Annotated in this window: 7 protein-coding genes; 4 read left to right on the top strand and 3 right to left on the bottom strand. The window is 72.1% G+C overall.

Annotated elements, in window-relative coordinates; all coding sequences use genetic code 11:
* Window positions 1–91: 91 nt before the first annotated feature.
* Window positions 92–3,460 (top strand): BTAD domain-containing putative transcriptional regulator, encoded by a 3,369-nt coding sequence (locus tag ACZ49J_RS07335; protein WP_467446522.1) that lies wholly within the window; start codon window positions 92–94, stop codon window positions 3,458–3,460.
* Here the strand turns inward: ACZ49J_RS07335 and ACZ49J_RS07330 are convergent.
* Together ACZ49J_RS07330 and ACZ49J_RS07325 are read right to left on the bottom strand one after the other, a co-directional pair.
* Window positions 3,447–5,489 (bottom strand): sigma-70 family RNA polymerase sigma factor, encoded by a 2,043-nt coding sequence (locus ACZ49J_RS07330; protein ID WP_467446521.1) that lies wholly within the window; start codon window positions 5,487–5,489, stop codon window positions 3,447–3,449. The two genes, ACZ49J_RS07335 and ACZ49J_RS07330, sit on opposite strands and share 14 nt — an antisense overlap.
* Window positions 5,490–5,749: 260 nt before the next feature.
* Window positions 5,750–6,529: a TetR/AcrR family transcriptional regulator gene (locus tag ACZ49J_RS07325; protein WP_467446520.1), complete on the bottom strand. Its 780-nt coding sequence runs from the start codon at window positions 6,527–6,529 to the stop codon at window positions 5,750–5,752.
* A gap of 414 nt (window positions 6,530–6,943) precedes the next feature.
* On the opposite strand from ACZ49J_RS07325, the gene ACZ49J_RS07320 reads away from it, so the two are divergent.
* Together ACZ49J_RS07320 and ACZ49J_RS07315 are read left to right on the top strand one after the other, a co-directional pair.
* Window positions 6,944–8,311: an NAD(P)/FAD-dependent oxidoreductase gene (locus ACZ49J_RS07320; protein WP_467446519.1), complete on the top strand. Its 1,368-nt coding sequence runs from the start codon at window positions 6,944–6,946 to the stop codon at window positions 8,309–8,311.
* A 316-nt stretch (window positions 8,312–8,627) separates the two neighbouring features.
* Entirely contained in the window at window positions 8,628–10,325 is a 1,698-nt protein-coding gene (locus tag ACZ49J_RS07315; RefSeq protein ID WP_467446518.1) for an ATP-binding SpoIIE family protein phosphatase, read from the top strand.
* A gap of 142 nt (window positions 10,326–10,467) precedes the next feature.
* On the opposite strand, the gene ACZ49J_RS07310 is transcribed toward ACZ49J_RS07315, so the two are convergent.
* Window positions 10,468–11,736, bottom strand: coding sequence for an MFS transporter (locus ACZ49J_RS07310; RefSeq protein ID WP_467447177.1), 1,269 nt, complete (start codon window positions 11,734–11,736; stop codon window positions 10,468–10,470).
* Between the two features lie 130 nt (window positions 11,737–11,866).
* On the opposite strand from ACZ49J_RS07310, the gene ACZ49J_RS07305 reads away from it, so the two are divergent.
* Entirely contained in the window at window positions 11,867–12,415 is a 549-nt protein-coding gene (locus ACZ49J_RS07305) for a MarR family winged helix-turn-helix transcriptional regulator (protein ID WP_467446517.1), read from the top strand.
* Window positions 12,416–13,053 lie beyond the last annotated feature (638 nt).

Here is a 13,053-nt window from a genome sequence, read left to right as displayed (position 1 = left end):
GGACGCGAGGGCGAGAACCTCCCCGCGAAAAACCGCCGCCTCGCCGAACAAACCCCGTGCCCCACACCCCCGCTCCCGCGAGAATGACCCGGTGCGGTACAACATCCTGGGCGTGACCCGAGCAGAGGACGACCAGGGCACCCACCTACCCATCGGCGGTCCCCGCCTCCGCGCCCTGCTCACCGCCCTCGCCCTCCACCCCGGCCACACGGTCCCCACGGACACCCTGATAGCCGACGTCTGGGCGGACGCCCCACCCACCGACGCCCCCGCCGCCCTCCAGGCCCTCATCGCCCGCCTCCGCCGCACCCTCGGCAGGGACAGGATCATCTCGGAGAACGGCGGCTACCGCCTTTCAGCCACCCGTTCGGACATCGACCTGTTCGAGTTCGAGCGGCTGGTGAGGGAGGGCAAGGACGCCCTCGCCCGCCAGGACACCGCCTCCGCGGCCCACACCCTCCACACCGCCCTGTCGCTCTGGCGCGGCCCGGCCCTCGCCGACCTCCCCGACCGCACCTCCGCCACCCGCCCGGAGGCCCTGCGCCAGGAGGCCACACGCGCCCGCATCGAAGCGGACCTGCGCCTGGGCCGCGCCCCCGACGTCGTACCCGAGCTGAAGGAACTCACCGAGGCCCACCCGTACGACGAACCGCTGCACGCCCTGCACATCCGCGCCCTGAGGGACACCGGACGCGGCGGGGACGCGCTGGCGGCGTACGAGTCGGCCCGCCGCGCCCTCCTGGACGACCTGGGCACGGACCCGGGCCTGGAACTCCAGGCACTGCACACGGAGTTGCTGAACCCCCGCCGCGACCCCCACCCCGTCGCCCCCGCCCCCGCTCCCGGCCGAGCCGGAAACATCCGCCCCCGCCTGACCTCCTTCGTCGGCCGGGAACCCGAACTCGAAGCCATCCGCTCCGACCTGCGGAGCGCCCGCCTCGTCACGCTCACCGGCCCGGGCGGATCCGGCAAGACCCGTCTCGCCGAGGAAGCCGCCGCGGGCCACCCGCAGGCATGGCTGGCCGAGCTCGCCCCGCTCGACCGGCCGGAGGCGGTGCCGGGCGCCGTCGTCAGTGCCCTCGGCCTGCGCGAGACCGCGCTGATCACCACCGAGATGGCGGCCCCGCAGGACGACCCGGTCGCCCTGCTCATCGAGCACTGCGCCCCACACGGCCGGCTCCTGATCCTCGACAACTGCGAGCACGTCATCGGCGCCGCGGCCGACCTCGCGGAAACCCTGCTGACGCACTGCCCACGGCTCACGATCCTCGCCACCAGCCGCGAACCCCTGGGCGTGCCCGGCGAGTCCGTGCGCCCGGTCGAGCCCCTCCTCCCCGACCCCGCGCACCGCCTCTTCAGGGAACGCGCGGCCGCCGCACGCCCCGACGCGGACGCCGTCCTGAAGGACACCGAGGCCGTGGACGAGATCTGCCGCCGGCTCGACGGCCTCCCGCTGGCCATCGAGCTGGCCGCCGCCCGGCTGCGCCTGCTCACGCCCCGGCAGATCGCGGACCGCCTCGACGACCGCTTCCGGCTCCTCACCTCCGGCAGCCGGACGGTACTGCCGCGCCAGCAGACCCTGAGTGCCGTGGTCGACTGGTCCTGGGACCTGCTCGACGAGGCCGAGCGCACCGTCCTGCGCGAGGTCTCCGTCTTCGCGGGCGGCTGGGACCTGGGAGCCGCGGAGACGGTGTGCAGCGGGCCCGTGCCCGACGTCCTGGGAGCGCTCGTCGACAAGTCCCTGATCGTGGCCACCCCGTGCGAACGCGGCACCGGCGGCATGCGGTACCGCCTGCTGGAGACGATCCACGAGTACGCCACCGAGCGCGCCGCCGAGGTCCCCGAGCTGCGCGCCGCCGCCGGGCAGCGGCACACCGCGTGGGCCCGGGCGCTGGCAGAGGAGGCCGAGCCCCGCCTCCGCTCCGCCGACCAACTGCTCTGGATCCAGCGCCTGGAGACCGAGCTCGACAACATCCGTGCCGCCCTCCATCGCACGATCACCTCGGGCGACGAGGAGCAGGCCACCCACCTGGCCCTCGCCATGGGCTGGTTCTGGTGGCTCCGCAACTACCGCCGGGACGGTACGGACTGGGTGGACCGTGTCCTGCGGCTGGGAGCGCTCCTGGACGCGACCACCGGGACGAACGCACGCGACGACCAGCCCCGCCCCTCCGCCCCGACGTCAGCCCCGCCCCGCACGCCCCTCTCCGCCCTGGACGCCTTCGACCCGATCGACGTGTTCCTCGCCACCCCCGAGGCCGAGGACCACCCCCGCCGCCGTACCCGCATGCTGCTCCGGCTGCTGCACCTGTTCCTGGTGGCGGAGGCGGGCATCATCGGCGTTCCGAACGACGCCCGCGCGCGGGAGTACATCATCCGGCTACGGGCGGAGTTCGAGCGGACCGGGCCGGACGCGGCGCGCTTCCCGGGCATGGTGTGGCCGCTCACCGCGTACATGCTGGACGGCGCGGCGGTGGACATCCGCGAACTGATGGACGTGGCGGTCGCCAACTGCCGGGCGTACGGCGGTGACTGGGAGGTCGGCGTCGTGCTGATGTTCCGCACCCACATGGCCGTCGACTCACCGGGCAACCTCGGCGGTGTGGACGAGGACCTCGCCGAGTTGCGCGAGCTCAGCCGCCGCGTCGGCGACCGCTGGATGCGCGCCCAGGTGTGCAGCGCGGCGGGCGAGACCGCGATGGCCCGGGGGCGCCTCGCGGAGGCCAAGGGCGAGTACGAGGAGGCCCTGCGCCTCGCCCACGAGGTCGGCGCGCACACGGAGTCACCGTTCCTCGTCGCCCGTCTCGCCGAGATCGCCTACCGCTCCGGGGACCGGCCCGCGGCGCTGGCCGCGCTGGAGGAGGCGAGCGCGGCGGCCGACCGTTTCGCGGTGGCGGACTCCCGGGCGTTCGTCCACCTCCTGCGCGCGAGCATGGCGCTGGAGGACGGGGAGACCGCCCACGCGCGGGAACTGTTCGACGCGGCCCACGCGGAGATCCGCCGGGGCACCCCGCCCCCGCAGTTCATCGCGATGCTCGCGATGATGGACGGCCTCGTCACGGCCGCCGAGTCCGGTCCGCGGGCCGGACTGCCGAAGCTGGCCGACGCCCTGCGCGGGGCGGTGGCCGACCGGTGCTCGGAATTGGTCACGTCTGCCCTGGCCGACGCCACCGGACGCGTCCTGTCAGAGCTCGGTGACCATCCGCGCGCGGTACGCCTGCTCGCCGCCGCGACCCGCTGGCGCGGTGACAACCCGCGTTCGGCCCCGGAGCGTGACGAGGCCGAGCGGGTGGAGGACGCCGCTCGCGCAGCCCTGGGCGGCACCCGCTTCGAGGCCGAACGCGCGACCGGTTCGTCCTTCACCGCGCACGACGCCCTCCGGGAGCTGGCCGCGGCCGTCGAGGACCACGCCGCACCCGTGAACCCGCCGTCCGCCACCGGGTCCGCTACCGGCAGGTGAACCGGGCCTGAGCCCAGTCCGCCAACGCCACCACGTCCAGGTGGTTGTGCGGCTCGACGACCAGCCGTACGGTCCTGCGGCCGGTCAGGTCCACATGCACGGGGACCGCCCGGTCACCGCCCTTGACCCTCGCCGACTCCCACAGCCGGACCCCGTCGGCGTAGACGGAGAAGTACACCTTGCCCAGGCGGCGCGTCAGGTCGTCGACGCCGACCAGCGCGTCGTACGCGGTGCACCGGCGGTTGAGGTCGACGGTGACGGAGGACCGTCCGTGGACGGTCACGCCGTTCGCGTACGTCCTGTCCGCGATCGAGACCCCGTACCGCTGCCACACCCAGCTGCTCTCGGCGAACCGCATCTCGGGCCGGGTGCCGTCGCCCGTGACGTCGTACTCCAGCTCGTTCAGCGGGAAGACCACCGGGGGCGCCGGAGGTGCGGGCGGGGGAGTGGGCGCGGAGGTCGTGGTGGCGGTGGGCGTGGGGCTCGGGGACGCCTTGGTGGGCACCGGAGCGGGCGTGCCGGACGCGGTGGCCGACGGTGTCGAGGCGGGTGTGGGTGCGGGTGTGGGTGTCGGGGCCGGTGCCGTCCGGGGGGCCGCCGCCGGGATCTGCGGCGCGGGCGCGGACTCCTTCTCCGAGGGCGTCGACTTCTTGGCGGGCGTCGACGATTCCGGTTCGGGCACGGCCTCACCGACGTGCGAGGGCGCCGCACCGGCCACCGGTCTGTCGTCCTTCCCTTCGCCCTTGCCGCCCTCGTCGCCGCCCGCCATCGCGATCACCACCGCCGTGACGACGCCGACCGCGGCCACACCCGCCGCGATACCGGCCTTCAGGGGTACGGCCAGCCCCTCCGCGGCCGCCGCTCCGCTTCCGGCGCCCGCTCCGCCCGAGCCGCCGCCCGCCACGGCGGCCGCGCCCGCGGCACCGGCCACCCCCGCGCCACCGGCGACGAGGGCGGCCGCCTTGGCGTACCCGGCGGCCCCGAACCAGCCGATGACCGCGACCGGTACGACGGCGGGGATACCGCTCGCGACCTCCTGGATCTGACCGGCGGCCAGCCGGCACTTGACGCACCCCTCCAGGTGCTTGCGCAGCCCTCTCTCGGCCCGGGTGCGCAGACCGCCGCGGGCGTACGCGCCGAGCCGGTCGGCGTAGCGCGCGCACTCCTCGGAGTTGGTGGCGAGCGCGGCGCTCACATGTGCCTGGAGGTACGCCTGCTTCAGGCCCTCACGCGCACGGCTGGCGAGGACGCGCGTGCCGTTGGCGTCGAGCCCGAAGAGCGTGGCCACCTCGCTCGGCGACTCGTCCTCGACCTCGGTGTGCCACAGCACGGCCTGCCAGCGCTCGGGCAGCGACCGGAACGCCCGCATGGCCATCGACTGCTCGGCGTCGTGCATCGCCCGCACGTCGGCGCCCAGTTCCAGGCCGGCCCCGAAGGCGCCCAGCGACGCGGCGGCGTCGGACGTCTCGGCACCGCGGACCGCCTCCGTGGCGAACACCGCGAAGTCGTCGACCAGATGCTCCCGTCTGGCCGACCTGGTCCAGCCGGCGGCGACGCGGCGGACCGTGGTGAGCAGATACGCGCGAACGGCGTGCTCGGGGCCGCTGCCGCCGCGCACCGCCTGGAGCACGCGGGCGAAGACCTCGGCGGTGAGGTCGTCGGCGGTGTGCGCGTCCCGGCAGCAGGTGCGCGCGTACCGGCGCACGGCCGGCGCGTGGCGCCGGTACAGCTCCTCGTACGCGGCGTCGTCACCCCTGCGCATCCGTCCGATCAGTTCGGAGTCGGACGGCGGCAGACCTGGGTCGCGCTCCCGGCCGGGCGGCACCGAGCCGCCCGACCGCTCACGCTGCGCCGGAACGCTGGGCCCGGCCACGCCGGGGCGCCCGGACACGCCACCAGGGCGGTACGTGCCCAGGGCGTCCTCGGTCCGGCCGCCCTGACTCGGCACCTGCGGCGAGGCCGGCCCACCAAGCTCCGTGCCCTCGTCGCCACCCTCGTCGAGTGGCTCGTCCAGCCCGTCAACGCTCATCGCGGAAAGCCCTCGCAGCCTGCAGAACCGGTCTCAGCACCGGGTCAGAGTGCCATAGAGACTTTGTCCAGTACCGGGCTGTACGGGCCCACCAGGCGCCCCGAGTGCCTCCCCGGCCTCAGTCCGGGCGCCCGCCCGCACCGAGACGCCCCAGCGGACGTCCCCCGTACGGGAGTTGACGCGGGCGGGCTGATGCGTCCCGGGCCGGCGAGACCGCCAGGTCACGAGGGCGCGCACCCCGGACCGGCGCAGAACGCAGGTCACGCGGGCCGCGACCGCAACCCCTCGAGCAGGATGTCCAGCAACCGCGCCGACGCGGCCGCCTGCTGAGCGGCGTCCGGCAGCGACGGCGCTGCCGTGGCGATCACCAGCAGGACGTCCGACACGGTCACGTCCGGACGCAGCTCACCTGCCTCCCGGGCCCGCTCCACGAGCTGCCCCACGACGTCGAGCAGAGCCGAGGCGCCGGCGTCGTCGTCCACCAAGGCGTCGTGGGACTCGGCCCCGGCCCCGGACACGAGCCGCAGCTCGGTTGTCGGCTGGGACCGCTGCTGCGGCACCCGCGCGGTGTCCACGACGATCCCGTCCGGCCCGTCCTCGGCGACCCCGACGCGCAGCACCTGCGGCGGCAGCAGCCGCCCGGCGCCCGAGGCCACCGACGTCCGCAGGAAGCGCGAGAGCGCCGACCAGGGCTCGTCCTCCTGCCCCAGCGCCGCGCGCGCCTGGTCGGTCAGCCGGGAGGTCTCCTCCTCGGCTATCCGCCGGACCAGCACGTCCTTGCTCGGGAAACGCCGGTACACCGTGCCGACACCCACACGCGCGCGCCGGGCCACGTCCTCCATCGGCGCGCCGTACCCCAGCTCGCCGAAGACCTCGCGCGCCGCCCGCAGTACGTGCTCCAGATTGCGCTGTGCGTCCACGCGCAGCGGGGTCGTACGCGCCTGGTCCGCGCGTCCGTTGCCGTTGCCCCCTGCCGCGCTCATCGTGCCGCCCGGTGCGACGACCGAAGCGGAAGACCAATGAGAATCCTGAATGTGCATATGTGTTCCCCCGGTAATGACGTCTCCCCCCGGAGACTCTCCCCGCCATTGAAAGCCGGAGCGTGAGGAACGAGCTCGGCCCACGAGCCGGCCCGCCGTCGCTGACCGTCCCGAACCCGACGCGCCCGCCCTCGCGGAGGCGTCGAGCGGCGCACCCCCTACACCCCGTCGGAACACGAACATAGTTGAGGCGGGGTCAATTCAGAAGGGGCAGGTTCCGCACAGAGCGCCCCCCGATCGGACCACCGGCCGGAAACATCCCTATTAGACCCCCCGGAATCGCCGGGCTCACACCATCTGACCTGCGGTCTTCCTTCGCACTCCGGCATTTCGGCCAAACGTACGCACGGACGATTTCCGGTCACACAAATTGCCGGGCCTGTGGACAAACTCCGGAGTCGGGTGCGTCATGGGATGGTGAAGGAACGTGCGCGCATCCTCATCGTCGGCGGCGGCTACGTCGGTCTGTACACCGCTCTGCGTCTCCAACGGAGGCTGAAACAAGAGCTCAAAAGCGGCGCGATCGAGATCGTCGTCGTCTCGCCCGACCCTTACATGACCTATCAGCCCTTCCTTCCCGAGGCCGCCGCGGGCTCCATCTCGCCGCGCCACGTCGTGGTACCGCTGCGCCGCGTGCTCGGCCTGTGCAAGGTCGTCATCGGCGAGGCCACGGCGATCGACCACGCCAAGCGGACCGCGACGCTCACCACCCTCGCCACCGAGGAGGAGGGCGCGGGCGCGGAGCAGATCACGTACGACGAGCTCGTCCTCGCCCCCGGCTCGGTCTCGCGCACCCTCCCGATCCCCGGACTCGCCGAACACGGCATCGGGTTCAAGACCGTCGAGGAGGCCATCGGCCTGCGCAACCACGTCATCGAACAGATGGACATCGCCTCCTCCACCCGCGACCCCGCGATCCGTGACGCCGCCCTGACGTTCGTCTTCGTGGGCGGCGGCTACGCCGGAGTGGAGGCGCTCGCCGAGCTGGAGGACATGGCCCGCTACACCGCGCGCTACTACCACAACGTCAAGCGCGAGGACATGAAGTGGATCCTCGTCGAGGCCACGGGCCGCATCCTGCCCGAGGTCGGCGAGGAGATGGGCAAGTACGCCGTCACCGAGCTGCGCCGCCGCAACATCGACGTACGCCTGGAGACCCGCATCGAGTCGTGCGCCGACCGGGTGGCCGTCCTCAGCGACGGGTCGCGGTTCCCCACCCGTACGTTCGTGTGGACCGCCGGAGTGAAACCGCACCCCGTCCTCGCCGCGACGGACCTGCCGCTGAACGAGCGCGGCCGCCTGAAGTGCACCGCCCAACTGACCGTCGAGGGCACCGAGCACGCCTGGTCAGCCGGTGACGCGGCCGCAGTCCCCGACGTCACCGCCAAGGAGCCCGGCAAGGAGTGCGCCCCCAACGCGCAGCACGCCGTGCGCCAGGCCAAGGCCCTCGGCGACAACATCGTCCACTCACTGCGCGGCGAGCCCCTGGAGACCTACGCCCACAAGTACGCCGGTTCGGTCGCCTCCCTGGGGCTGCACAAGGGCGTCGCCCACGTCTACGGGCGCAAGCTCAAGGGCTACCCCGCCTGGTTCATGCACCGCGTCTACCACCTCAGCCGCGTCCCCACGTTCAACCGCAAGGCCCGCGTGCTCGCCGAATGGACCCTCTCAGGGCTCTTCAAGAGGGAAATCGTCTCCCTCGGTTCACTCGAACATCCCCGTGCGGAGTTCGAACTGGCTGCCGGTGGAAAGCCTTCTCAGAACCCGAAGGGGTCGTCCTGACCGGATCCAGGAACTCCACCGGCCGGGCCGGCGTCTGACGGACGTCGGCCCGGCCGGCCGGGCTGCCAGACTGGTCCACGATCTGGTTGACGACCTCGGGCGGGCCGACAGACCCCGCGCACCTCACGGAGGCGTTCCTCCAGCGCCGCGTCCCTGGCGGACACAGTTCTGGATAGCGTCTGCGACGCGGGCCGGATCCGAAGCCGGCCACCATCCACAACACAAGACGACGATTCGGTACTGCACCTCCCGGGGACACCCCGGACCCCGGCCGACCCGGGGCCGGCCCCGGACGACAAGACGAGGCAAGGAATCGGTGAACTTCACCCGCTGGAGCCCCCGGCTCCCCGGAATGCAGCGCCGCCCCCCGGTGCGGACCGAGCTCGCGGACACCCCCGACCGAAGGGCGGCGGGCTCCGTCCCTGCGGCGCGCACCGAGCAACCGACCGACGACACGCCGTGCGCCCCCGCGGTCAACGAGCTGGCGACCCGTGAGGTCCTCGATCGCATTCCGGCCCTCGTCGCCCTCGTCCAGGGCCCCGAACACCGCATCGCCTACGTCAACGACGCCTATGTGGCCGCCTTCGGCACCCGGCCGATCGGCGAGCCCGCGCGCGCTGCCCTGCCCGAGCTCGACGAACTCGGCCTGCTGCCGCTCCTCGACCAGGTGCTGCGCAGCTCCAGGCCCCGCACGGTCAAGTCCCGCAAAGCACCCGGCGGACGCTCGTACACGATCACGTGCACGCCCGTCGACATCTCGGCCACTCCAGAAGGAAGCGGCTCTCCTGGCAGCCCCGACGGCAAGGCGGGCGGCGGTGGGGTCCTCATCTTCGCCGCCGACGTCACCGACCACGCCGAGGCCGCCGAGCGCCTGCGCGCCAGCGAACGCCGCCAGCGCGAAACAGCCGTCACCCTCCAGCGCTCCCTGCTCCCCCAGGAACTCGAGCAGCCCGACGACCTGCGCATTGCCGCCGTCTACCACCCCGGCGGCACGGAGGCCGCGGTCGGCGGCGACTGGTACGACGTCATCACCCTCGGCGGCGGCCGCACGGCCCTGGTCATCGGCGACGTCATGGGCAGGGGCGTACGGGCGGCGGCGGTGATGGGCCAACTCCGCACCGCGGTCCGCGCCTACGCCCGCCTGGACCTCCCCCCGCACGAGGTCCTCCAGCTCCTCGACGGCCTCGCCGCGGAGATCGACCCCAACCAGATCGCCACCTGCGTGTACGCCGTCCACGACCCGAACGAGGGCCGCCTGGTCTACGCGTCGGCGGGCCACCTGCCGATCCTGGTCCGCGACGAGACCGGCGTGGTCCTGCGCGCCGACGAACCCACCGGCCCCCCGCTCGGCACGGGCGGCTGGATGCACGCCTCGGGCTCCGTACCCCTCGGCCCGGGCTCCACGGCCGTGCTCTACACCGACGGCCTGGTCGAGCGCCGCGACGCGGACCTGGACGAAGGCATCGAAGCCCTGGAGCGCGCCCTCGCCGGTGCCACCGGCACCCCCCAGGTGATCTGTGACCGCCTGGTCCGCTCGGTCGGCGTCACGGCCGACCACGACGACGACGTGGCCGTCCTGGTCCTCCAGCACCCCGCCCGCACCGGAGCCGACGGCGAACTCTTCCGCAACGCCGCCCTGGAACTGCTCGGCGGCGTGGAAGCGGCCCCCCGAGCCCGCGCCTTCGCCTCCGGCGTCCTCACGAGCTGGCGCTTCCCTCCGGACCTCCACGACCTCGGCGTCCTGGCGGCCAGCGAACTGGTCGCCAACTCCCTTCAACACGGCACCCCACCGATGCGCCTGCGCCTCCGCCGCACCGACCGCCGCCTCATCGTTGAGGTCACCGACGGCGACGACCACCTCCCACTCCGCCGCCACGCCGAACCGGCCGACGAGTCCGGCCGCGGCATCGCCATCGTCGCCACGATCGCCTCCACCTGGGGATCCCGCCGAGCCCCGGACGGCGGCAAGGCGGTGTGGTGCGAGTTCGCCCTACCGATCGCGTCCGGCGGTTGAACCAGCTCGGCGGGGCTTCTGGGGCGGGTTCGTGGGTGCGGGTGGGTGGGGGCTGGTCGCGCAGTTCCCGTGCCCCTGAAAAACCCGTGCAGCTCCCCGCGCCCTGAACGAGCCCGGGCGGCAAAATCCCCCCGTCACACCCTTACGCCGCCAACGACTCCGCAGAAACCCCGCCCCGGGCCACCACCCGGCTCCCCACCAGCGACGGCTGGTCCTGCACGGCCGTGAGCCGCCGCCCCAGCCGGATCGCCAGCACGGATATCCCCAGCGAGAACAACAGGAACGTCACGACATACGGCACATGCAGCGAGGCCCCCATCGGCCCGCCCACCGCCGGCCCGACCGCCAGCGCGAGCTGCTTCACCAGGGCGAACGCCGAGTTGTACTGCCCAGCCATCCCCGCAGGCGCCAGATCAGCCACCAACGGCGCCACAGTCGGCGACAACATCGCCTCCCCCAGCCCGAACAGCGCGTACGTCGACACGAACGCAGCCGTCGCCATGGCCTGACTCCCGTGCCCCAGCCCCGCATAGCCGGCCACACCCCAGGCAACGGCCCATATGAGCCCCACGGCGGCGATCACCCGCGACCGCCTCCGCCGCTCCACGAACCTCAGCACGGCGAACTGGGCGACCACTATCACCGCGGTGTTCGCGGCCAGAGCCGTCCCGAGCGCGGACGGGGATATCCCGGCGGCCTCGACTCCGTAGGCACTGAGCCCGGACTCGAACTGCCCGTAGCAGGCGAAGAACAGCACGAAGCCCAGCACGCACAACTGCACCATCGCCCGATTCCGCAGCAACTGCCGCCAGCTGCCCCTGGCCGACACACCAGGAGCACCCTCGCCCCTCGGTGCCGGCGGCATCCGTACCGTCCCCATGATCACGACGAGCAGCAGGAACATCGCCGCCTCGATCGCGAACAACAGCGTGAAGGAGCTCGCGCGCGTTGTGTCGACGAGATGACCACCTATGAGACCGCCGATCCCAAGGCCGAGGTTCTGCAGGAAGAACTGCATGGCGAACGCCCGCGACCGCGTTCCCGCCGACGAGCAGTCAGCGATCATCGTCGCGAGCGCCGGCTGCATCACCGCCTGCCCGGCCCCGAGCGCGGCGGCCGACAGCAGCACAGCTGTCGAACTCGCCGCCAGCCCTAGGCTCAACGCACCGACGGCGGCGGTGACCAGGGCGGCGAGCAGCACAGGCAGCGGGCCCCGCCGGACGATGGCCCGCCCGGCGAACGGCAGCACCACGAGAGCGGCCACGGCGAAGACGGCGAGGACCAGCCCCGCCGTCACGGCACCGAGATCCCGCACCTGCGCCACATAGACGTACAGGTACGGGACGGTGAAGCCGAGGCCGAACGCGCTGAGCGCGTTGCCCACATGAACCCGGCGCATCGCTGCGCCCATTGCCCTGGTCACGTTCACCCGCCTTCGGTCTTAGGGGCTTAACCCCAAAGACTTAGAACCTAAAGTTAGATACTAAAGAGTACACCTCGAAGGGCTTCGAGGCCAAGAGGCGGCGTGACATACTGCGCCCATGGGCGACACCCCCGACGTCGGCGAGCCGACCCTCGAAGAGCAGATCGCCGCCTACCAACGCGAGTTCCAGGGCCTCGACCCGCAGGTCGAGAAGATCGTCTCGGCGCTGTCCCGGCTGAACCGCCGTATGAACGTCGCCTACGGCCGCCAGACCGCCGAGCTCGGCATCAGCAACGCCGAGTGGGAGGTCCTCAAGGCCCTGGTCCTCTCCGGTGCCCCGTACCGCATGGGCCCGAGTGACCTCGCCAAGCGACTCGGCCTCACCCCTGCCGCCATGACCCACCGGATCGACCGCATGGTGGCGGAGGGCCTGGTCACCCGCGAGCGCGACGAGTCCAACCGCGTCCGCGTCATCGTCGAACTCACCCCCGAGGGCCGCGAGAAGTGGCTGGAGGCCATGCGCCTCGCGTCGGTCTTCGAGGAGGACCTCCTCCAGGACCTGTCGCCGGTGGAGCGCGGACTCCTCGGCGAGGTTCTCACCCGTCTCCTTCGGCGGGTGGAGCACGCCCAGCCGGACGCGGGCGGACGCCTGAGCGACCTGGACTGAGTCTCCTCGCACCGGGCCGGTGAGGTTTGAAGCAGAGCCTCCGCGGGGACACTTGACAGTCCCCCCGCAGATCCGTAAGGTTCTTCGGGTTGCCACGGAGCCGTAACGGTTCTGCGGCAGCAAATCCGTCGCAACAGCGGCACCTCAAACCATCAGCACGATCTCCCTACCGGGTCGATTTCGGCGTGCCCGAATTCAATTCGATTAGGAGCTCGGCAGCCCGATTGGGAATCGCCGAGAAGATCCGCTAAGGTTTGAGACGTCGGAACGGCCCAACAGCCGCGAAGACAACCCCCTCCGACGGGGAATCGGGCCCGAAAGGATCTGATAGAGTCGGAAACACCGAAGGGAAGCGCCCGGAGGAAAGCCGCGAGAGAGTCTCTCGGGTGAGTACGAAGGAAGCGTCCGTTCCTTGAGAACTCAACAGCGTGCCAAAAATCAACGCCAGATATGTTGATACCCCGTCTCTCCCAACTGGGAGGGCGAGGTTCCTTTGAAAAACACAGCGAGGACGCTGTGAACGGTCGGATTATTCCTCCGACTGTTCCGCTCTCGTGATGTGTCACCGGATTACCGGTAAACATTCACGGAGAGTTTGATCCTGGCTCAGGACGAACGCTGGCGGCGTGCTTAACACA

The sequence above is a fragment of the Streptomyces sp. NPDC030840 genome, from assembly GCF_055572015.1.
Note: the sequence above shows the minus strand (reverse complement) of the source record. Positions and strands in the feature narration are given on the sequence as shown.

Coding starts and splice junctions, on each gene's coding strand:
- ACZ49J_RS07330 (WP_467446521.1), bottom strand. CDS start 5,489: ATGAGCGTTGACGGGCTGGACGAGCCACTCGACGAGGGTGGCGACGAG.
- ACZ49J_RS07325 (WP_467446520.1), bottom strand. CDS start 6,529: ATGCACATTCAGGATTCTCATTGGTCTTCCGCTTCGGTCGTCGCACCG.
- ACZ49J_RS07320 (WP_467446519.1), top strand. CDS start 6,944: ATGGTGAAGGAACGTGCGCGCATCCTCATCGTCGGCGGCGGCTACGTC.
- ACZ49J_RS07310 (WP_467447177.1), bottom strand. CDS start 11,736: ATGGGCGCAGCGATGCGCCGGGTTCATGTGGGCAACGCGCTCAGCGCG.
- ACZ49J_RS07305 (WP_467446517.1), top strand. CDS start 11,867: ATGGGCGACACCCCCGACGTCGGCGAGCCGACCCTCGAAGAGCAGATC.